A 23,472-nucleotide genomic window follows, 5' to 3' on the forward strand; every position below is an offset into this window, starting at 1 on the left:
CAGCGGATGGATGAATGGGGGAGCGTATTCGAAATATAATGACGAAACATTTTATTCAAAGGGGTCCGCCATGGTCCAGATTACCGCCGTATTTAACAAACACTGTCTTAATGACGTTCTGCGTGAACTGTTCGACAACCTGATCGAAGGAGTCACCGTTATGGATGTGATCGGAAAAGGCTCGCTTGGCATTGCCGAAAAAAACAATGCACCCGATCTTTATCCCAAAGTGATGATCATCATCGTCGTTTCCGACGACAAACACAAAGAGATCGCAATGGAGTGCATCCGTTCCCATACACAGGATTTGGGGCACGGCGCGGGCAAAATGTGGATCACTCCGGTTTTGGAAGTCGAACGGATCCGTACGGGAGAGAAAGATGAAACCGCATTGACACAGCCGACACCGCGCGCCACCAGCAAAAGCAACACGTTCTTCACTGCCGTCGATACCCCCTCGAGCTGATTTCCTTCCGCAGGAGACGCGCTTCGCGTCTTCGCCGCGCTATTATCAAACCGCAAGTTTAAGCGCGCTATAATTGCAAAAAATTTTGAGCAAGGACTTTGTTTTGAGAAGTCATTTTTGTACCGAACTATCAGACGCCGATATCGGCCAGGAGGTCGTACTGTGCGGCTGGGCTAACAGCTATCGTGACCACGGGGGGATCGTATTCATCGACCTTCGCGACAAAAGCGGGCTGATCCAGCTCGTTTGTGACCCTGCCGACAACGCACATGCCCACAAAGTGGCGAGCGAAGTACGAGACGAATTCGTCCTCATCGCCAAAGGGCGCGTCCGTGCCCGTGGCGAAGGGCTGGCCAATCCGCGTCTCAAAACCGGATCGATCGAAGTCGTCGTAGAGGATCTGGTGATCGAAAACCGTTCCGAGCCGGTCCCGTTCGTCATCGGCGACAACAGCGTCGGCGAAGAGACCCGCCTTAAATACCGTTACCTTGACCTGCGCAATCCGAATGCGTTCGAAACGTTTAAAATGCGTTCCAAAGCGGCGATTGCCGCACGCAATGTACTCGATTCGCTTGGATTCTTGGAGGTCGAAACCCCGATCCTCACCAAATCGACTCCGGAAGGTGCGCGTGACTACCTCGTTCCCAGCCGTGTTCACGAGGGTGAGTTCTACGCCCTTCCCCAGTCTCCACAGCTGTTCAAGCAGCTGCTGATGGTCGGCGGCTTTGACCGTTACTTCCAGATCGCCAAATGTTTCCGCGACGAAGACCTGCGCGCCGATCGCCAGCCCGAGTTTACCCAGATCGACGTTGAGATGAGTTTCTGTAACCAAGAAGACGTCATCCGCGTCGCCGAAGAGCTGATCAAAGGGATGTTCGCTGCGGCGGGGCATGAAGTCCATATCCCTTTCAACCGCATCAAATACAACGATGCGATGGAACTTTACGGTTCGGACAAACCCGATCTGCGCTATGACCTCAAAATGGTCGACGTCATCGACATTTTCGCCCGCTGCGACAACGAGATCTTCACGAGTATCGCCGCCAACCCGAAAATGAACCGGATCAAAGCACTCCGCGTACCGGGTGCCGATCTTGTCTTTTCCAAGCGCGAAATGAAAAGCTTCGAGGATTTCGTCCGCAAATTCGGAGCAAAAGGGCTCGGATATTTCCAGATGAAAGAAGACGGTCTCAAAGGGCCGCTGGAGAAATTCTTCACTCCTGAAGATCTCCAACTCCTCGTAGAACGTACCGGCATGGAAGTGGGCGACGTCGTCTTCTTCGGTGCGGGGGACAAAAAAACCGTCTGGGATTACATGGGGCGCTTCCGTATCTTTATCGCCGAGCACGAGAAGATGAACCTGATCGACAAAGACCGCTTCGAATTTGTGTGGGTCGTCGATTTCCCGATGTTCGAGATCGAAGACGGCCGTGTAAAAGCCCTTCACCACCCGTTCACGATGCCGCGTGACCTGAACCACGAACATATCGAGGATATCGAGTCGATCGCGTACGACATCGTCCTCAACGGTACCGAACTCGGCGGCGGATCGATCCGTATCCATAAACAGGCACTGCAGGAAGAGATTTTCAAGCTTCTCGGCATCGGCGAAGAAGAGGCCCAGGAGAAATTCGGCTTCCTCCTCGACGCGCTCAAATTCGGAGCGCCTCCGCACGGCGGATTTGCGATCGGTTTTGACCGCTTCATGATGCTCTTGTCGAAAAAAGACTCTATCCGTGACGTCATCGCATTCCCGAAAACCCAAAAAGCGTCGTGCATCATGACCGACGCACCAAGCCCGGTAGAAATCACGCAGCTGCGTGAACTGCACATTCGCCTCCGCGAAAGCGCCAAATAAGCATGAAAAAACTTTTTCTCATCATCGGCGCTCCGGGTTCGGGAAAAACGACCGATGCGGCGATGATCGCCGAGCGCAACACCCAGACCGTGGCCCACTACTCGACCGGCGATCTGCTACGCGCCGAAGTCTCCAGCGGAAGCGAACGGGGACGCGTTATCGACAGTTTCATCAGCAAAGGGCTGATCGTCCCGATCGATATCGCCATCGAGACGATCACGGGCGCGATCAAGGCTTCTGCGGCTGATGTCATCCTCTTCGACGGCTATCCCCGTTCATTTGAGCAGATGAGTGAATTGGACAAGTTTCTCTCTTCCGATGACTCTATCGAACTCGTCAGCGTCATCGAGGTCGTCGTCAGCGAAACGGTTGCGCGAGACCGCGTTCTCGGTCGCGCACGCGGTGCGGATGACGATGAAAAAGTGTTCAACAACCGGATGAAAGTCTATACCGATCCCCTGCCGGAGATTCAACGCTTCTACGAAGCCAAAGGTGTGCTCCGCAAGATTGACGGCGAACGCGGTATCGAAGCTATCGTCGACGATATGGAAACTTTCATCAAATCAAAAATCTAAATTAATAGGAAATAATATGAAAATTATTCTTTTGGGAGCGCCGGGTGCCGGCAAAGGTACTCAGGCACAGTTTTTGACCAAAGCGTTCGACATCCCCCAGATTTCCACGGGCGACATGCTCCGCGCGGCTATCAAAGCGGGAACGGAACTCGGAGTTCTGGCCAAATCGTTCATGGATGCGGGCAAACTGGTTACCGACGACATTATCATCGGACTGGTCAAAGAACGGATCAAAGAGGAAGATTGCCGCAACGGCTTTTTGCTTGACGGGTTCCCCCGCACCGTTCCCCAGGCAGACGCACTCAAAGAAGCCGGCGTAGCCATCGATGCGGTCATCGAAATCGACGTTCCCGATAACGTTATCGTCGAACGTATGTCGGGGCGTCGCGCACACCTTGCATCCGGGCGTACTTACCATGTCGTCTACAACCCTCCAAAAGTAGAAGGCAAAGACGACGTTACGGGTGAAGACCTGGTTCAGCGCGACGACGACAAAGCCGAAGTGGTTCTTGACCGTCTGCGCGTTTATCATGAGCAGACCGCGCCGCTGGTCGGATACTACAAAACCCTATCCGCCGCCGACTCCTCGGTGAAATACATCACGATCGACGGAACGCAGCCCATCGATACGGTTGAAAAAGAGATCCTCGAGCGCCTCAAATAATTCCTCCTTTCCCGCCTTGCGGGAATCTCATGTTATAATCGCTTCATGAAAACACCTCATTTTTATGCCGTCATCATCGGATCGGAGATTCTCAACGCCCGCCGTATCGACAAACATTTCACCTTCGTTCGCGATGCCCTTCTCGCACGCGGTCACGCACTCTTCGCATCGATGATCATCAAAGACGATTCCCGCCTCATCCGCGATACGTTCACGATGGTTCGCAACGATCCCGATGCTGTCATGTTCAGCTTCGGAGGGATCGGTTCGACCCCCGATGACCTGACGCGCGCGATCGCCGCAGAGGTGTTCGGCGACGGTAAACTCTACCCTCACGATAAGTTTCGTTCGGATATTGTCGAGCGCTTCGGCGATGCGGCCTATCCCCACCGGATTCACATGGCGGACCTTCCGCGAGACGCAGGCCTGCTGCACAACGTCATCAACAACATGTCGGGATTTTTTTTGCAGGAGCGTTATTTTTTCATGCCGGGTTTTCCCGAAATGTCCCATCCCATGGTGAACGAGGCGCTCGATCGCTTCTATCCCCGCTCCCAACCGACCTTCCGTAAAACGCTGATTGCCCAGACAAGCGAAAACACGCTGATCGATGTGATGAAGCGGTTGCCCGAATCGGTCGATTTCTCCTCGCTTCCGATGCTCAAAGAGGGAATGGCGAGTGTAGAAATTTCGGTAGCTTCGAGTGACGAAGAGGAGAGCCGGCACTGCCTCGAGCTTTTTGTCACGTTTCTCGAAAACCAAAAAATAGATTACGAATTAATCTAAACAATAAAAAATAAATTATATTTTTGTTATGCCGATATATGCTTAAAGAGTCCCTGAGCGTCCGAAAAAGGGGGAAAGCATGGGTATATTGGAATATTTGCTCGTTACGTTAAGCCTGATGGCGGCCGTATACGGTTTTTATCGGCACACTTTTCTGAAGCGGCCGAAGCATAAACCGCCGCTTAAACCGCATTTTACGCTTAAAATCGAGGGAGATCAGACGTAATGACGCTCATAGAGTTTATTGCGTCCGTTTCTATCCGCCGATACTTCTGACTTCAGCTTCTCAAGTCTTTCAAGCCGCTGATCCGTAGTGGGATGAGTGCGAAATAAATTGACAAACGAAAAATTTTTCCCGTCAAAGGGACTGATGATGAACATGTGGGCATTTTCAGGTGTCGCACCGTGTACTTCGCCTCTTGCATTGTAATTGGAAAGTTTCACCAGTGCGCTTTGCAGCCATTCGGGATGCCCGGTTAACCGCGCGGCCCCTTCATCCGCCATGAACTCGCGCGAACGGCTGATCGTCATCTGGATCACCGTTGCCGCAATCGGAAGCAAAACGGCCATCAGCAGCATCAAAATCGGGTTTCCACCACGGCTGTCCCGACTGCCGAACATGGCACCGAACTGCAGCATGTTGGCGATAAACGCTACGGCTCCCGCGATCGTCGCCGCAATCGTAGCCACCAGGATATCGCGATGGGCGACATGCGAAAGCTCGTGTGCCATGACCGCTTCGACTTCATCTTCGTTCAGGAGTTCCAGCAATCCGGTTGTAATCGCTACTGCCGCGTTCTGCGGATTTCTACCGGTAGCAAAGGCGTTTGGAATACGATCATGGATGATATAGACTTTGGGCATCGGCATGTCGGAGCGTTCGACGAGCCGTTCGACGACCCGGTAAAGCATCGGCGCTTCTCTGGGATCAACTTCCTGGGCGTTATAGTGTTTTAGAATCATCGTATCGGAAAAATAATAGGCGTAAAAATTCATACCGCCTGCCATCAGCAACGCAATAAGCATGCCGCCCTGCCCTCCGAAGTAGCCTCCGATGAAAACGAGCAGAACGCTCAGGCTTCCCAGGAGTAAAAAGGTCTTAATCTGTTCCATTCGTTCCTCCTTCCAAAAGGGCTAAAATCGATTTTTTATGCATTTTACGGGCAAAATCGAGTGCACTGAGCCCATGGCGGTCACGCGCGCTGACATCAACGCCCATCTCCAGGAGTTTGCGTATGATCTCCGTGCGCCCGTAACACACCGCGCCCATGAGCGGGGTAAACCCGCTGTTGCGGGTGGGACGGTTAACGTCAAACCCCTCTCGAATCAGCCGCTCGATCAGCGGAAGATTATTGTAGGTTACCGCAACGTCAAAAACGCTGACCCCTTCATGATCGGTATGAAAAAGATCGGCTCCGCTGTCTGCGAGCAGTTCGATGATCTCTTCGTCGCAGTGGTACCGCATCGCAAAACAGATCACCGATTCCCCGTTCTCTTCCTCATCGTTGGGATTGGCACCGTTTTTGAGATATTGTTTGATCCCGAGATAATTGTTGGCTTTTAAAAGTTCGATCCACTGTTCCATCTGTTTCGCTTTGCATCCGTAAAATTAATCAGCAGTATAACATGCAAGATTCAACTGAAGTCTAGTCTCTTATGCTAAAATTCCCCATTAATTTTGCCAAAAGTGAGAGAATATGGAAGTTTTAGAGACAGAAGCGGCATTTAAAGCGTGCGTACAGGAGATTCAAAGCGCAGCAGGGTACAAAAACCCCCTGGCGTTCGGGATCTGCCGCGTCGATTTGGGTCAGCTCAACAGTGATAAAGTCCTTCAGGCGACCTATCCGCATATCAACTGGAACGAAAACTTCGGCAGTGCCGCCATTTTTATTAAAAACGCCCGGGAACAGGGATTTGAGATCGATTTCACCGCGGATGAAGTGATTGTTCCTGTTACCCTGAAATTCCTGGAAGGGTGTCTGAACGCGTTTACTCCCTATGCAGACGAGGCATACGGCGACGCCCATAAAAATATTCAGGTCGTTTCGACGCTCTATTCCCTGATCAAAGAAAACGGCATGCGTGACGGCGAGTTCCGTCTGGTCATTTTGTTTAACGACGTGCCATGTACGAGCGTCGAGGGGACGTACCTCAAACTCTACGCCCTGTCGCTGGCGAAGGTTCCGCTGCGTTCGATTAATCTGAACGGTGCGTTTGGGGCCCTGCATAATGTTGCCTGGTCCGAAGGGCAGCCGATCGAACTCGAATGGCTCCGTGCGAACGAAATCGAACTCAAATTCGCCAACGAGTATCCGAAAATCGACTTCGTTGATAAATTCCCCCGCTTTTTGCAGCATATCATTCCGGCCAACAACACCCGCATCCTTGACGACTCTAAAGTCCGTTTCGGCGCACAGCTCCACCCTGGTACGACGATCATGCCCGGAGCGAGTTACGTGAACTTCAATGCCGGTACAACCGGCGTCAGCATGGTAGAAGGACGCATCTCGAGCTCAGCCGTCGTCGGTGACGGCTCCGACGTCGGCGGCGGCGCGTCGATTCTGGGTGTCCTCAGCGGCACTGACGGTATCCCCGTCACTATCGGCAAAAATACCCTGTTGGGAGCCAACTCTGTCACCGGTATCGCTTTGGGAGACGGATGTATCGTCGATGCGGGAATTGCCGTACTGGCCGGAACGAAATTTGCGGTCACCGCAGAAGAGCTTGCCAAAATCAATGAAGCCAATCCTTCCGCAAAACTCAGCGGCACTTCGTTCAAAGGGAAAGACCTGGTGGGGCTCAACGGTATCCACTACCGCCAGGATTCGACAACGGGTCAACTGATGATCCGTCGTTCGACGCGTGAAGTTAAACTCAACGCAGACCTTCACTGAATTTATCTCCGAAAGTTTCCCCATTCCGGGGAAATTCTTTTCCGAATCTAATTTTTTACCCCTAGAACCGTTTAAGGCGACCGGACTTATACTTTCATTATCTGAATGAAAAGGAGCTTTCCATGATAAGCTCGAATGTTTCGTCCATGATGTCAAATCAGACGTACATGAACAACAACGCCCAAAACGTCGCAAATGTTAATAGCGATCGGTACATACCACGCGAAACGACGATCAGCGAAACGCAAAACGGCGGAACAAAAGCCAATACTGCCGCTGCAACCGATAACGGGAGCCAGCGTTCACAGACCGATTTGGCCAAAGAGCTGACCGATCAGGTTACGATTCAAAACGTCAGTGAAGCCAATGCCCGTTCCATCCGTGCACAGGATGAAATGAGAGGTTCTCTGCTCGATATAAAAGCGTAGTTTAAAGCGCTTTCTTTTTCTTTACCCCTTTGCTCTCCTTAGAGAGTATAAGAGGTACACGGGTGAAAATATTCATGCTGCACGCCCGGCTCAGCAATCGGTTTTCCGGATCGAACTCTTCCATTTCACTTCCAAGGTCAAGCGTGCTGATAACCGCTTTACCCACGATGCGGCGTCCTTTGTTTCCCGTTTTGTCGATCGTTCGAATCCCCCAGACGTTGTGCATCATCAAAACATTGTCCTGATACGTTCCGACGTAAAGCAGAACGTGGCCTTTGAGATAGACAATCGTCTCAAAAGGGACCCCTTTTTCTTTGATGAGGGAGAGTTTTTCGTCGTTAGAAAGCCCTTCAAACGAAATAACCTCCCCTTTGCGAGCCTGTGAAGCCGAGTTTCTGGGAAGCCAAATCCCAAAGGGGGTATACATGTCGCGGATCATCGACGAGCAGTCCCGTTCTCCGAACATCCCTCCCCAACCGTACGTGTTTTTGAGCATCTGTTCCCCCAATCGGGCCAGATCGCTTTTGTTGATTTTCGAAATACCGATTCGTGCCGCAGGCTTTGGGATTGAGAGCGATTTGAACGAACCGTCGGTATCGTATACCATCGCATAGTATTCGTTTTGCTGCTCTTTTTCGAGCGGCAGGACCATACCGATGCGTGAATAGGCGACAAAGCGGTTCATGCTGTCATACAAAGGGACGTTGTCTTCCATCACGAACAGCTTTTCTTGTTTGCGCATCGTTTCTGCGGCGGCATCTTCGATCGCGACGACGCCCTCCGATTTAACCCATCCCGACGCACTGTTGGTAAACACATAAGTCCAGGCACCGTCGATCGAGGTGTGGGAAATATAGAGCGGTTCGTGATAATTGACGCTGCTGTTTTGAAGCATGTCGAACGGATACCCTTCTCCCGGCTGAGACGGGTTACGGTAGAGCGGTTTTTCGGTGGGAAGTGCACGCAGATCGAGCCATTTGACTGCTATCCCCTTACGGTTGAGCGATCCGAAAGCGGCAAAATTCGCCTGCGCTTCGATCTCTTTGAACCATGACGGCGGCAGTGGACGCAGATTACTGCCGTATCCGCCGCGAAAGGCGCGCAACGGCCAGGAGGCTTCCTGTACGCTTGCAGGAGGGGCACTGTAGGTCCAAGGGGAATAATACGCTTTTTCAAACCCTTTTTGGACTTCGAAAAAATCGTCCCGGTCTATCCCGTTTTGTTCGACATAAGGGAGGATAGATTGATCAAACCGCTCCAGGTCGTTGATTTTGGGACCAAGCTGGGGAAGCGCCACATCCAGTTCCTGCGGAAGTGTACAGCAATACGGGGAATCCGAAGGTGCGGGGGGAAGTTCGGTTTTGGCTTTGCTGAGAGGTTTTTCGGGGACCGATTCGGGGGCAATGGTATGGGTACTGCACCCTCCCAGTACGAAAATCATACTGCCGATCCAGAATGTCGATTTCATCGTCTCTCCGCTTTATTCCACCCCTCCGAAACGTCCGACGACTCTGCCGATGATTTCGACTTCGTCACGGCGTGCGACGTAGGTGGGATAGTCTTTGTTATCCGAAATAATATCGAGTTTTCCATCAAGACGAACTTGTATTCTCTTGATAAAAAGGCCGTGTTCGGTGCGAATCGTAAAGATGCCCCCGCGACTGACGTCGGTTTTGGAGCGGTTGATGAAAACGATATCGTTGTAACTGAAAGAGGGTTCCATCGAATCGCCCGTTACGTTGATCGCTTCGATATGACGCAACTCCCCTTCTCCGCCGAGAGACATGACGAAATTTTCTTCCAGCATCAGCGGTTCGAAATCGAGTTCCTCGTTTTCGGCGCCTCCGCCGGCCGAAGCGTTCACCGAAGAAAAATAACGGACCATGTAAAAACGGTTCGTCGGTTCGATCAGGCTTTCGGGAGATTGATTGTACAGAAGCCAGTTGATCGCAATCGAACGCTTTGCGCAAAAATCGAGCAGCTCGTTAAAGGGGATTTTGTTGCGCTTTTTCATGGTCGCAAAATTCATCTGCGAAATTTCCAACAGCTCGGCGATGTCTTTGTCAAAAACCTTTTTGTCCGGAAATTCGGACGAGACGATGTCTTTGATCGTTTCGACGATTTCATTAAATGTTTTCATGACGATATCCTTTTATCGTAATTGATACGATATTCTAGGAATTATGCCATCTTTTTTGAAATAATATGACAAAATGAAATATTTTAAAAAGGAGTTCCACGTTTTTTATACTATTTTGCCATATCAATCCGATTCAAAGGAACTTTCATGGCACAGGTTATTCGTAAGGCAAGCGGCTGGATGGATCGTTTCGAAATGCAGATGGGAATCTGGGCGGAAAAGCTTTTTTAATACGGGGTCCGAATCAATCGCCCCCCTCACCGTCTTCGCCCTGTTGCGACTTTTCGTTTTGTTCTTCCCGTTCGAGACGTGAAAGATGGTAGCCCCGAAAAATATAGATCAGGAATAGGACAAAAAGGGCCACCATAACGGTGTCGAGAATTTGCATCATCACATCAGCTCCTTATACGCGTCAAAATTCTGCTTGATTGCTTCGTATAATATGATGCCCGTACTGATTGCCAGATTCAGGCTGCGCCCCTCTTTCGCCATCGGGATGGTGAGCGTCTGTTCCCCAAAAGATTCGAGCATCTTCGCCGGCAGCCCCGAAGTCTCGCTTCCGAAGATCAAATAATCCCCCTGGCGGAATTGAATATCGAAATAAGGGCGGTCGGTCTTCGTCGTCGCCAGGAAAAAGCGTTCACGGTTCGGGTGGGCTTCGAGAAAATCATCAAGAGATTCCCATACTTGAAGATCAAGTTTGTGCCAGTAATCCATTCCCGCCCGCCGGAGCGCCTTTTCGCCGATATCGAATCCCAACGGTTTGACCAGATGAAGCGTGGAAGCGGTATTGACGCATAAACGCCCGATAGCGCCGGTATTGTTCGGGATTTGCGGAGTTACGAGGACGATATTGAACATTTAGAAAATAATCGTTTTGTTGGCGTGGACGAAAATACGGTCTTCGAGTGCCAGCTTCAGGGCGCGGGAAAGGACAATTTTTTCGACGTCGCGACCGGCACGTTGCATATCTTCCCATCCGTAGGCGTGGTTGACGTGGATAACGTCCTGCGCGATGATGGGTCCTTCGTCGAGATTGTTGTTGACGAAGTGGGCCGTGGCACCGATGATTTTTACCCCGCGTTCGTACGCCTGTTTGTATGGATTGGCGCCGATAAACGCCGGGAGAAACGAGTGGTGGATGTTAATGATCTTGTCCTCGTACGCTTCGACGAAACGGGGCGTCAGAATGCGCATGTATTTGGCCAGTACGATGTAATCTATCTCGCCGAAAGAGGCGAGCTGCGAGAGAACCCTCCGTTCGTGTTCGTCCCGGTCGCACCCTTCGTGCGAAACGGTGTAAAAGGGTATGTCGAATTTGGAGACGAGCGATTCGAGCAGATCGTAATTGGAGACGACCCCTACGATCTGGGCATCCAGTTCCCCCGCTTCGTATCGGATCAATATGTCCCCCAGCGCGTGGGATTCTTTGGTCGCCATCAATACAATCCGTTTTTTACGCGGAGCGATAACGTCGATATGCGCATGCGAAGGAAGTGCCGCAGCCAGTTCGTTCTGAAGCGCGGCGGAATCGATTTCACCGGCGACGACGCTGCGCATGAAAAATTTATTTTGTGCCTTGTCGACGAATTCATTGTTGGAAATAATGTTCAGCTGACGATGGAAAAAAATGCTCGAAACTTTATAGACCAGCCCCTTCTCGTCGTTACAATGGATTAATACGCGGTATTGCTGATTCATGGATGGTGTCCTGGGCAGAAAAAATTAGGATTGTTTGAGATTGTCCAAACGGTTATCGATGGTGGCGAGGAGGTATTCAAGGAAATTGAGCGTCAGATCCACTTTGGCTTCGATCTGAACGTTGTTCGGCGACTGGAAGCCTTCGAACAAGACCAAAAGCCGCTCGCGGATCCCTTCGAGCCATCGGGCTTCGTCCTCACGCAAAGAAGGCGTCACGTTCCCTACCGACGGTTCCGGCGCGGAAACCGTTTTGGCGGGTGCGACAGAGGGGGTTTCTTCTTTGTTCGGTTCGACTTCTTCAGGCATTTCGGGAACGCCGGAGAGCTCTTCGATCTCAGCTAATGTGGAGAGAATGACGTCTTTTAGTTCCATGCTTTGAGCAGCCACCTTTCAAACTGGATAAATTCAGCCTCTTCGTCCATCTGGACGAAAAAAGATTTCATTTCGCTGTTGACCCCGAGAAATTTCTTCCGCATACCCGAAAGGCGGCGTATCGCGATCTTCGCGTCGGAATTGCCGGGATCTTTTTTTAAAATCTCTTTGTAAATGTCAAGGGCGTCTTCTTTGAGCCCCTGAAGCTCGTAAATGTTTGCGAGCGTCAGCGTTTGCATTTGGCCGCAAAATTCGCGATGATGGAACCCATCTCGCTGGTTGAACAGATCTCTTTGGCATCGAAGCTCGCGAGGTCTTTGGTGCGATATCCCTGTGCGAGCGCCTGCTTGATTCCGTAATCGATGCGGTCAGCGGCCGCGTTTTCGTTCAATGCGTAACGCAGCATCATCGCCGCACTCGCAATCGTGGCGATCGGATTGGCAATCCCCTGCCCCGCGATATCGGGAGCCGAGCCGTGGATCGGTTCGTACACGCCGATTTTTGCTCCCACCGACGCAGAAGGGAGCAAGCCGATGGATCCGGAGAGCATGCTCGCTTCGTCGCTGAGAATATCGCCGAAAATGTTACCCGTCAAAATGACGTCGAACTGTCTCGGGTCACGGATCAGCTGCATCGCGGCATTATCGACGTACATATGGGAAAGCTCAACTTCGGGATACTCTTTGGCAACCTCTTCGACCACTTCGCGCCAGAGCTGGCTGACGTCGAGGACGTTGGCTTTATCGACCGAGCACACTTTCTTGGATCGTTCCATCGCGATTTTGAACGCAACGTGGGCGATACGCTCGATCTCGGGACGGGTGTAAACCATCGTATTCCATCCGCGGTTTTCATCGCGCCCTTTGGGTTCGCCGAAATAGATCCCCCCGATCAGCTCGCGGACGACCATCAGATCGACCCCTTTTACTATCTCGGGTTTGAGGGAGCTGGCGTTGACCAGTTCGTCGTAGACGGTAGCGGGGCGAAGGTTGGCAAATACACCGAGTTCTTTACGGAACCGCAGCAGCCCGCTTTCGGGGCGTTTTTCGCGAGGAAGATTATCCCATTTCTGCCCTCCGATAGCGCCGAAGAGAACGGCGTCGCTGGAGAGGGAGACATCGATCGTTTCCTGGGGAAGCGGATCGCCGGTGACGTCGTAAGCGCATCCGCCCATGAGTACTTCGCGGTAATTGAACTCGATCTCTTCGCATGCGGCGACGGCATCGAGGACTTTGACCGCTTCGTCGATAATTTCGGGACCGATACCGTCCCCTTTGATCAGTGCGATATTGTATGACTTCATTGATTATTTCTCCTGGGCGGCAATTTCGGCTTCAGCGTAGTTCATCAGCCCTCCGGCGGCAATCAGTTCTTGCATGAACGGCGGGATGGGGATGAAATTGTAGACTTTGCCGGTTGTACGGTTCGTAATCGTTCCGGCGTCCATATCGATGGTAACCGATTCTCCCTCTTTGATCTCCATGCTCTCGGGAAGTTCGAAAATCGGAAGCCCCATGTTGAAAGCGTTGCGGTAAAAAATACGGGCGAAAGTCGGAGCGATGACGGCGGCGACACCGGCTGCTTTGAGCGCTATGGGGGCATGCTCGCGCGACGATCCGCATCCGAAATTTTCATCGGCGACGATAATATCGCCCGGCGTCATTTTGGTAACGAACGCCGGATCGGCGTCTTCCATCACGTGCTTGGCCAGTTCTTTGGGATCCGATGTATTGAGATAGCGGGCGGCGATAATAAGGTCGGTATCGATGTCTTTACCGAAATTCCAAACTTTCCCTTCAATTTTTTGCATTGAAAATCCTGTACTAAATATCGTAAAAATTTGGAGGGATTATAACTTATCTGACTTTAAAGATGCCTCTTTTCGTTTTTTTTCCCGCATCAGCGGGCCGGAATGAAGCGGATCGAGGTGTAATTGACGCAATGACGGGTGTCTTTGGGCGTCATCCGTTCCCCGATAAAAACATGTCCAAGGTGGCCGCCGCATGCGGCGCAGACAATCTCGGTCCTGCGGCCGTCGGCATCGGGGACCCGCTTCACCGCGCCGGGGATCTCGTCATCAAAGCTTGGCCAGCCGCAGTGCGAGTCGAATTTATCATCGGTACGATAAAGCGGCGTGTTGCATCGGCGGCAGACATAGGTACCCTTTCCTTCTTCCAGAAAACGGCGGTAATTTTCTCCAAAGGGGCGTTCGGTCCCTTTGTGCAGGATAATGTATTCTTCTTCGGGTGTGAGCGGATTGTAATTCATGGACGGTTTTTTCAGCCTTATGGTCGGTTCAGATGCGGCTGTCAGGGCTAAAAGCGACAGCACGATAAAGGATAGTACACTCTGTTTCATGGCAAATCCATTGCGATTTCAATCTAGAACCATTCTACAAGCTTTTTGTAAATTCGGAGGCGTATAACGGAGTTTTGAACTCCGTCAGGCGGCATAAAAGATATTAATACTGATTAATATTAACGTTTGAGGCTGTTGGTCGTCGCGAGCATTTCGTCGCTGGTTGTAATTACTTTGGAGTTGGCATCGTAGGCACGCTGTCCCGTAATCAGGTCGGTCAGCTCGACAACCAGCTGAACGTTCGAAAGCTCGACAAATCCCTGACGGATCGTTCCCAATCCCTCTTCGCCCGGCGTTCCTTCGATCGGCTGGCCCGAACTGTCGGTCTCGACGAAGAGGTTGTCCCCCATCGCATGCAGCCCCGCAGGATTAATAAAATTTGTCAGGGAAATCTGCCCCACCTGAGTCGCCTGTGCCTGCCCCGACTGGGTTACGCTGACGATACCGTCGACCCCGATACTGATGTTCGTCGCGTCTTCGGGAACGACGATCTCGGGGACCAGGCGGTATCCGTCGGAATTGACGATCGTACCGTTCTCATCAAGCTTGAAGGATCCGTTACGGGTATAAACTTCCGTTCCGTTGGGAAGTTCAAGCTTGAAAAAACCTTTTCCGGCGATCGCTACGTCAAGCGTGTTGTCGGTCTGTTTCAGGCTCCCCTCGCTGAAAATTTTGTTGATGGCGGTCGGCCGGACCCCAAGGCCCACTTCGATCCCCGTCGGTGATTTGGTCGTATCGCTGGTGGACGTTCCGGCGTAAGTCATGACTTTGTACATCAGATCGGCGAATTCGGCGCGCGATTTTTTGTACCCCATCGTGTTAACGTTGGCAATATTGTTCGCCGTCGTATCGATCTGGGTCTGCATCGCGAGCATCCCCGTTGAGCTGGTATAGAGTGATTGCATCATGATTCAAATCTCCTTGGGTTATCGGCGTGTCGCGCCGAGTTTTTCGATGGCGTCGCGGTTGAGGTCGTTCATCTGCGAATCCATCGCTTTTTGATACATTCCGACCAAACGGTTGGCTTCGACGAGCGCGATCATCTCATTGACCGCATTGACGTTACTTTTTTCGACAAATCCCTGCATGACGCTGCCGCTGTCGTTAAGCGGGTTTAAGGGATCGGCCGCATCGGGGATGTAGAGGTTCTCTCCCTCTTTGTTCAGCATCCGGATATTCTGCGGCTCGGCGATCAGCAACCGCTTGGCGGGGATCATTTCGGTCGTGCCTGCGATATTCGCGGCGATCTGGCCGTTTTTGTCGATCGTTACGACCGAACTTTGGGGATTTATCGTAATCGGGGTTTTATCGGCGGCCAGGACTTCAAATCCCTGCTTGGTCAGGAGTTTCCCTTCTTCGTTGAGGGTAAACGTACCGTTACGCGTCAAACGTATCCCCTGCGGAGTGTTGACCGCAAAGAACTGCCCTTCCTTGCCCAGTGCGAGGTCGAACGTGTTTTCGGTACGCTGCATCGCACCCAGCGAAAAATCGGTATAGGCATCGGTGATCTGCGGAACACGGCTCATCGAACGGTTGAAATACTGTGCCGCTTCCATTGTATGGTTTGGGATCGGCAGTTCGTCTTGGGCTTCCTTGAGCAGTCGGACGAAATCGCCCGTAATCAGCTGATCGCGTTTGTATCCCGCCGTATTGACGTTGGCCAGGTTGTTGGCGATCGTATCCATGCGGTTGAACTGAGCCACCATCCCGCCGGTCGCCGCGTAATATCCGGTCTGCATTCTCGTACGTCCTTGGTCGATTTGACGACATGAAGCAACTGCCGTTCCACTTTTTGTTTGCACCGTTTTATCCCAATATGTTAAGGATGGTTTATAAAAATTTGGGTATAATCCAAATCTTTTTAAACGACAAGGGAGCCCTCCTCGTATGAGCGTCAAAGATTTAAACAAGCATATCGAAACCCTCTTTTCCGAACACAAATCCAAAAACTGTCTGACATACGAAGCGATTGTCGAACCTTTCGACAAACAGCCTACCCTCGCGCAGGCCAAAACGGTTTTAAAACTCGCCCAAAAACATAAAATCTGCCTGTTCACCTCTTCCGAACACGCCAAAATGCTCAACCAGCAAGAAGCCGCCGCAAAACGTGCCGCGCAGCTCAAGTACATCGAAGAAGCCAGCGGGGACGAATTCGACATCCTCAAGCAGCATGAACTGCTCGAATGGTCGCGTTCGGATTCTCCCGTGCGGATGTATCTGCGCGAAATGGGGCAGATTCCCCTTTTAACCAAAGACGAAGAGATCGAAATCTCCAAACGGATGGAGATGGGGGAAGGGATCATCATCGATGCGATCTGCTCGGTTCCCTACCTGATCGATTTCATTCTCGATTACAAAGATCCGCTCATCAACCGCGAACGCCGTGTCAAAGAACTCTTCAAAAGCTTTGAGGAAGACGGCGAAGACGATGATGACAATGAAAATGACGACGAAAACGACGATGAAGAAACGAGTGAAAAAGCCCCTTCGGCCAAAGACAAAAAACGGGTCGAAAAAGTCGTCACGTCCTTTAAAGCGCTCGAAAAAGCGAAAAAAGAGTGGGTGAAAGCGACCGAAAAAGTGCTCGACGAATGTCCGGTCGAAGAGATGGATCCCGAGTATGTTCTCCATTTCCTCAACGTCAGTTTCAAGAAAAAAAGCCTCAAAGAAGCTCTGCTTGACCTGGGGCCCACCTCAAAGCTTATCAACGAACTGGTCCGCTCGATGGAGACGGCGCTGCGCAGCGACGAAGGGTTTGAACGCGAACTCAAACGCCTCGAGTACAAACTTCCCCTTTTTAACGATCAGCTCAAGAAAAACCACCAGGCGATTCTGGCCAAAATCTGTGACCTCTCGAAGGAGGACATCGCGGCCAAGGTTCCCGAGGCAACGATGGTAAGCACCTATATGGAGATCAAAAAACTGATCCAGACCAAAGAGGCCTCCAAGGGTGGCTTCAACATGGAACCCGAAAAGCTGGCCGACATCCTCGAACAGATCAAACGGGGTAAAAGCATCTCCGAGACGGCCAAAACACGGATGGCAAAATCGAACCTCCGTCTGGTTGTCTCGATCGCCAAACGTTATACCAACCGCGGCCTCCCCTTCCTCGACCTGATCCAGGAAGGAAACATCGGATTGATGAAAGCCGTCGACAAGTTCGAGTACCAGAAAGGGTATAAATTCTCGACCTACGCAACGTGGTGGATCCGTCAGGCGATCAGCCGCGCCATCGCCGACCAGGCACGAACGATCCGTATCCCGATCCATATGATCGAAACGATCAACCGGATCAATAAGATCATGCGCAAACATCTCCAGGAACACGGAAAAGAACCCGATGTCGAAACCATCGCGGAAGAAGTGGGTCTGTCGGTCGAGAAAGTCAAGAACGTCATTAAGATCACCAAAGAGCCGATCTCCCTCGAAGCACCGATCGGGAACGAGGAGGACGGCCGTTTCGGGGATTTCATCGAAGACAAGATGTCCATTTCCCCTTCCGATGCGATTCTCAAAGACGATCTGAAAGTCCAGATCGAAAGCGTCCTCGAACAGCTCAACGAGCGGGAAAAAGCGGTCATCAAGATGCGTTTTGGGATCATGGACGACGAAAGCGACCGTACCCTCGAAGAGATCGGGAAAGAGCTCAACGTCACCCGCGAGCGGGTACGCCAGATCGAGTCCAGCGCGATCAAAAAGCTCAAACACCCAAAAGTTGGGCGTAAACTTAAAAACTACATCGAGGACTGATGACGTTCGATCAGCAATGGATTGAATTTGATTTCAATCCGTTTATTCTTTTCAATGCAAGCGGAAAAATTGTATCGCTCAATACAGAAGCGCAATACCTTCTGGGGGCGGTGGAGTCTTCCGCCATCTATAAAATCGCCACGACCTATGCCAGCTCCTCGTTTGGATTCAAAACTACCTTTTTAGAGCTTGAATTCGGACGTTTCAAATTTTTCGGCATTACGGTCGGGTATGAAGACGAAGAGCACATCGGAATCCGCCTCTATCAACTCCCCTCTTTCCAGTTTACCAAACAAAAACCCGAAGGGCAGCTCGTCAACGTCTATACCCTTATCGATCTGTGCATCAGCTCCAATTCGATCGGAAGTCAGACCCGTTTTGTGAAAGAGGTCGATCCCACTATTCCTGAAATACGCCTGCAGACGGAACTTTTTATCAAGCTTTTGAACAAAATCTACATGTCAATGGCCGGAAACGAGAAAGTGACCACGCGGCTCTTTTTCCGCGTCGGGGAACACATCAAGTTCGAAGGGGAAAAATACTCTCTCTTTTCGATCGAGATCTCTGCCGATACGATTGCCCGGAAATACCTTTCGGACATTTCCCACCTCGCCGAAGAGAACAACCTCTTCACCGACATCAAAGAACAGCGTATAACGATCAACGTCCCGATGATCGTGAAGTAAACGCCGCTTCTTCGAAGATTTTCTCTCCTTTTTCCCGTATCAGTTTAACCGCAACGTCGACGACGGCAGGATCATAAAGAATGCCTCGATTGCGTGTAATCTCCTCAAGCGCTTTGTCCAACCCCAATGAGGGGCGATACGGGCGGTGCGAGCTCATCGCTTCGACGACATCGGCGACCGCAATGATTCTCGCTTCGATACGGATCTCTTCCCCTTGCAGCCCGTCCGGGTATCCTGAACCGTCGTAGCGTTCATGGTGCTGACGGATCGTTTCGTCGATCGGCCAGGGAAATTCGATGCCCGTGATGATATCGCTGCCGTTCACCGGATGGGTTTTGATAAGCGAGTATTCCAGTTCGGTCAACGGCCGCGGCATGACCAGCAGTTCTACCGGAACGGAGAGTTTGCCGATGTCATGGATCAAGGCGCTAAGGCGAACCGAGGTGAGTTGTTCGTCCGAAAGGCCCATGAGCCTCCCGATCGATTCGGCAAAAATCGAGACACGGTGCTGATGGCCGTTCGTGTACGGATCACGCTGTTCGATCGCGCGCGACAACGCACCGACAATCTGGGTAAGGGCTTTGATTGTCGCGTTTTTGGCTTTGGCCAGCTGAACGTCCTGAAAGCGGCTATAGGTGGCTTTCAAGGTTTGTGCGATCAACTGCTCGGTGTCAATCGGCTTTTTGACGTATCCGTCGACGCCGAGTTCGATCGCTTTGATGAAATAGTCGGTGTCGGTAAACGCGGTGACGATGACAATCGGCATCCCGTCGCGAAGGTTCCGTATCCGTTCCGCCATCGAGAGACCGTCCATCACGGGCATTTTAATATCGGTGATGACGATATCGTAGACGTTTTTCTCGAACAGCTCGAGTCCCTCCGCACCGTTTTTGGCTTCGTCGACACGCGCGAAACGGCGGCGCAGGAAACGGCTTACCTCTTCGCGCACCATATCTTCATCTTCGACATACAGTACGCTGAGGGTTTTGAGAAATGCTTCCATTAGCCATCCTTTTGTGTTTTCATCTGGGCATGATGCGGTATCCGAATCGTGAACTCGGCCCCTTCGCCCGTGTTGACGGCACTGATCGTACCCCCGTGATTGTGTTCGACAATCATGCGGGCCATATACAGCCCGATTCCGCTTCCCGATTCCTTCGTCGTGAAATAGGGATCGAAAATTTTGCCGATAATGGCTTCATCTATCCCGCCGGCATTGTCGGATATATCGATACGTACCTCGCCGTTTTCGGCAAATGCCCGGATAACGATTTTTCCGCTTCCGCTTTTGCGTTCTTTGACCGCATCCTTGGCATTCGTCAACAGGTTCAAAATCACCTGCGAAAGCTGGTTGGGATAACCGTATCCGGGCAGAGGGCGCTCGTATTCTTTGACGATTTCTATGTTGTTGTTTTTAAGAGCCGCATCGATAACGACCAGCGATTCTTCGATGATGTCGACCGTATCGAACGGTTTGGCTTCTTTGTCGGAGCGGAAAAAATTACGGAAATCATCGATCGTCTGCGACATCTGATTAAGAATTTTACGCGATTTTGCAACCGCGTTTGAGAGCGATTCTTCGCTCAACTCGTTGTATTTGTAGTCATCCTGGATGTTTGCCAGAATCACCGCCAGGGTATTGAGCGGCTGGCGCCACTGGTGGGCGATGTTGTGAATCATTTCGCCCATCGACGCCAGTCGCGACTGCTGAATAAGCAGAAGATCTTTCTGGCGGCTCTTGGCCACTTCGTCGCGTACCTTGGCTTCGAGCGTCTCGTTCAGCTCCATAACGGTTTGTTTTGCATTTTCCGATTCGTTCAGGGCATTTTGGAGTAGTTTTTCATTCCTGACAATACGGCTGAAGGCGAACCAGATTCCCAGAATTCCGAAAAGACCGATCAGAAGATGCCAGAGGGCAAGACTGATCTTTTGCTCGTCAGCAACATCCTGAAATGGCTGAAAAGGGATTGAGAAACTGACACCGCCCCGTATATCACCGACTTTGTAACCCTGATGGCCATGGCATTTCAGGCACCCCTCTTTGGCAACCATAGGCCGCATGTATCGCATGTTAAGCGTGCCGTTGATTTCAGAGAGTCCCCAAACTTCTTCTTTCCCTTTTTCAAAAGCTTTCAGTGCCTCGATTTCCCATGCATCCGGTTTATTTTCAGGGCGCAGCGGATTGAGCGACGTAATATGTTCTGTCGGTGCACCGGGTAAAATGGTTATTTCATGAACCTGCCGAATCATATACGCGGGATTGATTAAAGTCAGAGACTTTCCGCTTGTCGTATTCACGTCACGATCCGGAATATGGGACAAATAGGGATTGGGAGGATATTTTTCAGTCGGAACGGCATACACCCCTCCTTTATCCGTTACCCACTGTCGGTAAGCCTGATCTTTTGTCCAGCTTGCACGCCCTTCGGCAACTGCCATTTGCTGTGCCGTTTCATCTATTTGCATAAAATTGAACCATACTGAACCCGCTACGATCGCGATCCAGGCGGATGACAATGACCATTTTAAAGTGGGAGTGAGCATCTGTTTCGTATCCTCTCCGCACCGAAGCGCGATTAAGGATTAATTATATTACTTTCGCAAAGTTTTTACAAGTTTTAGCGTGCGATAAACAGTTCCTTGGCCATCAGGTAGCCGACGGGAATGCCGGCTGCAAGCCCGGCAAGATACGGAAGGACGTTCAATGCGCCGTTGTTTTCCAGTGCGATAAATCCGAGGATGAGAAACGCATAGGGGACAAGCCGGTAGACCGATACCCAGGCCGAAGCGTTTTGGGTCGTGTTTTTGACGATATCGGCACGTTGACGGGCTTTTTCTTCTTTGATCATCCGTTTAATGTCGGCCACCTCCGCTTCACGCTCCTCTTCGTAGAGATCGTAAGGGTCGTCCATCATATCGATCAGGTCTTTGTTGTCTTCGGGGTCGACATCGGGGACACGGCGATGGATCATGTTGCGGTACGAATAAAGCGATCCCATCACGATCAACGTGGTCGTCGTCATGGCAACGGCGAAATTGGCATAAACCGTCAGCGAATATGCAGCCAGTGTCGCCGCTCCGATCTGGGAAACGGCAAAAACGGCCAGAGGTTTTTTAATCCTCGTCATCGTCATCATCGTCCTTGCGCTCTTTGCCCATGTTGTATCGCGGATCACGGGCCAGTTTTTCGAATTCTTTGTACTGCTTGCTGTACGCTTTGAAAACATTCAGAAACGCCGCCGCTATTCCGATCCCGACGCCCACCCACAGCAGCCACGAGATACCGGTTATTTTTTTCAGTCCCAGACCGATGGCTACCCCGATGAGGACGGCAACCACCATAGAAATCCCCAGTGAGAGGGTTTCGGCCCCTTCGATGATCGGTTTGAGGCGTGGTTTGTGTTCTTCGTTTTCCATTACATCTCTCCGAAAATTTTATCGGCGGCGGCAATCGTCTCTTCGATCATGGCGTCGGTAATCGCGGTTGCTATAAATCCCGTCTCAAATTGCGAGCAGGCGAAATAGAACCCGTTCTCAAGCATCGCGGCGTGGAAACGGGCGAAGCGCGCGGTATCGCTTTTCAGTGCATCGGCGAAATTTGCCACATGTGCCTCGTTGAAGAAAAAGCCGAACATCGAACCGCGAACGTCGGTCTGAAGCGCTATACCGTGCTTGGCCGCCGCGTCGGCAAAGCCGCGCATAAGCCGTTTGGCCCGTTCTTCAAGGATGGAGAAAACACGGGCGTTCTCTTTGAGTTTTCGGATCGACGCTAGCCCCGCAGCCATCGCTACGGGATTTCCGCTGAGCGTACCCGCCTGGTAAACGCCCCCTTCGGGTGAAAGATGGGCCATGATATCGCGGCGTCCGCCGAATGCGCCGACGGGCATGCCGCCTCCGATTACTTTTCCCAGCGTCACGAGGTCGGGTTTGGTTCCGGTGATACTCTCGGCCCCATGCAGGCAGGCGCGGAATCCGCTCATCACTTCGTCAAAAATCAAAAGCGTTCCGTGCGCATCGCACAAAGCGCGCAATTCGGCGAGAAACTCTTTGGTCGCAGGAACAAGCCCCATATTTCCGGCAATCGGTTCTATGATGACGCAAGCAATCCCCGGGCTGTCTTTAAAGCACTGGCGAACTGATTCGATGTTGTTGTATTCAGCCAAAAGTGTGTGCTTCGTGAAGTCGGCCGGAACACCCGGCGAACTCGGCGTTCCGAACGTCACCGCTCCCGATCCCGCCTGAACCAGCAGCGCATCACTGTGTCCGTGGTAGCATCCGGTGAATTTGACGATATCGTCACGTCCGGTGAAACCGCGCGCGAGACGGATCGCGCTCATGACCGCTTCGGTACCGCTGCTGACGAAGCGGATTTTTTCGATGGAATCATAGATCGAGATGATCAGCTCGGCGAGTTCGCTTTCAGCCTCCGTCGGCGCCCCGAAACTCAGACCGTGTTTGACCGCCTCGATGACGGCGTTTTCGATGCTTTCATCGCGATGGCCGAAAATCAGCGGCCCCCAGCTCTGGACGTAGTCGACATAACGGTTGTTGTCGACATCGATCAGGTAGGCGCCCTCCCCGCCGGCTATAAAGCGGGGAATGCCGCCGACACTTTTAAATGCGCGGACGGGGGAATTAACCCCTCCGGGGATCAGGGTTTGTGCTTTTTCGAATGCGGAAATAGAGTGCTCGATGCTCATCTGGATAATCCTGAAGAAGTTGTTTTGGCGTGATTATACCGTAACGGGTTGTTCAAACCCCAGCCGATACGATAAAATAACGAAAAAAATCAAG

28 protein-coding genes are annotated in these 23,472 nt (G+C 51.6%); 9 read left to right on the forward strand and 19 right to left on the reverse strand.

The features are described 5' to 3' along the window. Positions 1 to 70: 70 nt before the first annotated feature. The 5 genes from E0765_RS07955 (at position 71) to E0765_RS07975 (ending at position 4,349) form a co-directional block, all read left to right on the forward strand. The gene (locus E0765_RS07955) at positions 71 to 466 is read left to right on the forward strand and encodes a P-II family nitrogen regulator (RefSeq protein ID WP_165921718.1); all 396 of its coding nucleotides are present in this window, start codon (positions 71 to 73) and stop codon (positions 464 to 466) included. Positions 467 to 569: 103 nt separating this feature from the next. Then, positions 570 to 2,324, forward strand: a complete 1,755-nt coding sequence (aspS, locus tag E0765_RS07960) for an aspartate--tRNA ligase (protein WP_132812687.1) — start codon at positions 570 to 572, stop codon at positions 2,322 to 2,324. A 2-nt stretch (positions 2,325 to 2,326) separates the two neighbouring features. Beyond that, complete coding sequence (locus tag E0765_RS07965) at positions 2,327 to 2,899, forward strand: adenylate kinase (protein WP_132812688.1); 573 nt, start codon at positions 2,327 to 2,329, stop codon at positions 2,897 to 2,899. A gap of 16 nt (positions 2,900 to 2,915) precedes the next feature. After that, a complete protein-coding gene (gene adk / locus E0765_RS07970; protein ID WP_132812689.1) occupies positions 2,916 to 3,563 on the forward strand; it encodes an adenylate kinase in 648 nt (215 codons plus the stop codon). A gap of 45 nt (positions 3,564 to 3,608) precedes the next feature. Continuing rightward, positions 3,609 to 4,349, forward strand: coding sequence for a molybdopterin-binding protein (locus E0765_RS07975; protein ID WP_132812690.1), 741 nt, complete (start codon positions 3,609 to 3,611; stop codon positions 4,347 to 4,349). Positions 4,350 to 4,565: 216 nt separating this feature from the next. Here the strand turns inward: E0765_RS07975 and htpX are convergent, their stop codons facing one another. Together htpX and E0765_RS07985 are read right to left on the reverse strand one after the other, a co-directional pair. Continuing rightward, positions 4,566 to 5,462 (reverse strand): zinc metalloprotease HtpX, encoded by an 897-nt coding sequence (htpX, locus tag E0765_RS07980; RefSeq protein ID WP_132812691.1) that lies wholly within the window; start codon positions 5,460 to 5,462, stop codon positions 4,566 to 4,568. Continuing rightward, entirely contained in the window at positions 5,449 to 5,934 is a 486-nt protein-coding gene (locus E0765_RS07985; protein ID WP_132812692.1) for an ankyrin repeat domain-containing protein, read from the reverse strand. Before E0765_RS07985 ends, htpX begins: the two co-directional genes overlap by 14 nt. A 112-nt stretch (positions 5,935 to 6,046) precedes the next feature. Between E0765_RS07985 and E0765_RS07990 the strand changes: the two genes are divergently transcribed. Further along, positions 6,047 to 7,243, forward strand: coding sequence for a tetrahydrodipicolinate N-succinyltransferase N-terminal domain-containing protein (locus E0765_RS07990; protein ID WP_132812693.1), 1,197 nt, complete (start codon positions 6,047 to 6,049; stop codon positions 7,241 to 7,243). Between the two features lie 122 nt (positions 7,244 to 7,365). Next, positions 7,366 to 7,671, forward strand: a complete 306-nt coding sequence (locus tag E0765_RS12580) for a hypothetical protein (RefSeq protein WP_188109932.1) — start codon at positions 7,366 to 7,368, stop codon at positions 7,669 to 7,671. 1 nt (position 7,672) lies between these two features. On the opposite strand, the gene E0765_RS08000 is transcribed toward E0765_RS12580, so the two are convergent. From E0765_RS08000 to E0765_RS08050, 12 genes are all read right to left on the reverse strand, one after another. Beyond that, positions 7,673 to 9,139, reverse strand: a complete 1,467-nt coding sequence (locus tag E0765_RS08000; protein WP_132812694.1) for an SH3 domain-containing C40 family peptidase — start codon at positions 9,137 to 9,139, stop codon at positions 7,673 to 7,675. A 12-nt stretch (positions 9,140 to 9,151) separates the two neighbouring features. Continuing rightward, positions 9,152 to 9,811, reverse strand: coding sequence for a LexA family transcriptional regulator (locus E0765_RS08005; RefSeq protein ID WP_132812695.1), 660 nt, complete (start codon positions 9,809 to 9,811; stop codon positions 9,152 to 9,154). A gap of 244 nt (positions 9,812 to 10,055) precedes the next feature. Beyond that, positions 10,056 to 10,202, reverse strand: coding sequence for a hypothetical protein (locus E0765_RS12540; RefSeq protein ID WP_165921719.1), 147 nt, complete (start codon positions 10,200 to 10,202; stop codon positions 10,056 to 10,058). Continuing rightward, positions 10,202 to 10,672, reverse strand: a complete 471-nt coding sequence (locus E0765_RS08010; protein WP_132812696.1) for a tRNA (cytidine(34)-2'-O)-methyltransferase — start codon at positions 10,670 to 10,672, stop codon at positions 10,202 to 10,204. Before E0765_RS08010 ends, E0765_RS12540 begins: the two co-directional genes overlap by 1 nt. Next, positions 10,673 to 11,512 carry a formyltetrahydrofolate deformylase gene (purU, locus tag E0765_RS08015; protein ID WP_132812697.1) on the reverse strand — a complete coding sequence of 280 codons (840 nt, stop codon included), beginning with the start codon at positions 11,510 to 11,512 and terminating at the stop codon, positions 10,673 to 10,675. Positions 11,513 to 11,536: 24 nt separating this feature from the next. Next, entirely contained in the window at positions 11,537 to 11,884 is a 348-nt protein-coding gene (locus E0765_RS08020) for a hypothetical protein (RefSeq protein ID WP_132812698.1), read from the reverse strand. Further along, positions 11,875 to 12,123, reverse strand: coding sequence for a tol-pal system YbgF family protein (locus tag E0765_RS08025; RefSeq protein ID WP_132812699.1), 249 nt, complete (start codon positions 12,121 to 12,123; stop codon positions 11,875 to 11,877). The genes E0765_RS08020 and E0765_RS08025 overlap by 10 nt, the downstream gene beginning before the upstream one ends. Next, complete coding sequence (gene leuB, locus E0765_RS08030; RefSeq protein ID WP_132812700.1) at positions 12,111 to 13,187, reverse strand: 3-isopropylmalate dehydrogenase; 1,077 nt, start codon at positions 13,185 to 13,187, stop codon at positions 12,111 to 12,113. The genes E0765_RS08025 and leuB overlap by 13 nt, the downstream gene beginning before the upstream one ends. 3 nt (positions 13,188 to 13,190) lie before the next feature. Then, positions 13,191 to 13,694: a 3-isopropylmalate dehydratase small subunit gene (locus E0765_RS08035; RefSeq protein WP_132812701.1), complete on the reverse strand. Its 504-nt coding sequence runs from the start codon at positions 13,692 to 13,694 to the stop codon at positions 13,191 to 13,193. 89 nt (positions 13,695 to 13,783) lie between these two features. Further along, the gene (locus E0765_RS08040; protein ID WP_368666179.1) at positions 13,784 to 14,242 is read right to left on the reverse strand and encodes a methionine-R-sulfoxide reductase; all 459 of its coding nucleotides are present in this window, start codon (positions 14,240 to 14,242) and stop codon (positions 13,784 to 13,786) included. Positions 14,243 to 14,361: 119 nt separating this feature from the next. Then, positions 14,362 to 15,150: a flagellar basal-body rod protein FlgG gene (gene flgG / locus E0765_RS08045; protein ID WP_132812702.1), complete on the reverse strand. Its 789-nt coding sequence runs from the start codon at positions 15,148 to 15,150 to the stop codon at positions 14,362 to 14,364. Between the two features lie 18 nt (positions 15,151 to 15,168). Then, positions 15,169 to 15,981, reverse strand: coding sequence for a flagellar hook-basal body protein (locus E0765_RS08050; protein WP_132812703.1), 813 nt, complete (start codon positions 15,979 to 15,981; stop codon positions 15,169 to 15,171). A gap of 148 nt (positions 15,982 to 16,129) precedes the next feature. Between E0765_RS08050 and rpoD the strand changes: the two genes are divergently transcribed. Beyond that, a complete protein-coding gene (gene rpoD, locus E0765_RS08055) occupies positions 16,130 to 17,992 on the forward strand; it encodes an RNA polymerase sigma factor RpoD (RefSeq protein WP_132812704.1) in 1,863 nt (620 codons plus the stop codon). After that, entirely contained in the window at positions 17,992 to 18,678 is a 687-nt protein-coding gene (locus tag E0765_RS08060) for a hypothetical protein (protein WP_132812705.1), read from the forward strand. The genes rpoD and E0765_RS08060 overlap by 1 nt, the downstream gene beginning before the upstream one ends. Here E0765_RS08060 and E0765_RS08065 read toward each other — a convergent pair. From E0765_RS08065 to hemL, 5 genes are all read right to left on the reverse strand, one after another. Next, positions 18,653 to 19,681, reverse strand: coding sequence for an HD-GYP domain-containing protein (locus tag E0765_RS08065; RefSeq protein ID WP_132812706.1), 1,029 nt, complete (start codon positions 19,679 to 19,681; stop codon positions 18,653 to 18,655). The genes E0765_RS08060 and E0765_RS08065 overlap by 26 nt on opposite strands. After that, on the reverse strand, positions 19,681 to 21,144 hold the full coding sequence (locus E0765_RS08070; protein ID WP_165921720.1) for an ATP-binding protein: 1,464 nt from the start codon (positions 21,142 to 21,144) through the stop codon (positions 19,681 to 19,683). Before E0765_RS08070 ends, E0765_RS08065 begins: the two co-directional genes overlap by 1 nt. A 152-nt stretch (positions 21,145 to 21,296) precedes the next feature. Next, positions 21,297 to 21,806 (reverse strand): hypothetical protein, encoded by a 510-nt coding sequence (locus tag E0765_RS08075; protein ID WP_132812708.1) that lies wholly within the window; start codon positions 21,804 to 21,806, stop codon positions 21,297 to 21,299. Beyond that, a complete protein-coding gene (locus E0765_RS08080) occupies positions 21,793 to 22,095 on the reverse strand; it encodes an AtpZ/AtpI family protein (protein ID WP_132812709.1) in 303 nt (100 codons plus the stop codon). The genes E0765_RS08075 and E0765_RS08080 overlap by 14 nt, the downstream gene beginning before the upstream one ends. Further along, the gene (gene hemL / locus E0765_RS08085) at positions 22,095 to 23,378 is read right to left on the reverse strand and encodes a glutamate-1-semialdehyde 2,1-aminomutase (protein WP_132812710.1); all 1,284 of its coding nucleotides are present in this window, start codon (positions 23,376 to 23,378) and stop codon (positions 22,095 to 22,097) included. Before hemL ends, E0765_RS08080 begins: the two co-directional genes overlap by 1 nt. Between the last annotated feature and the right edge of the window lie 94 nt (positions 23,379 to 23,472).

Source organism: Sulfuricurvum sp. IAE1 (assembly GCF_004347735.1).
In the GTDB taxonomy this organism is placed as follows: Bacteria; Campylobacterota; Campylobacteria; order Campylobacterales; family Sulfurimonadaceae; genus Sulfuricurvum.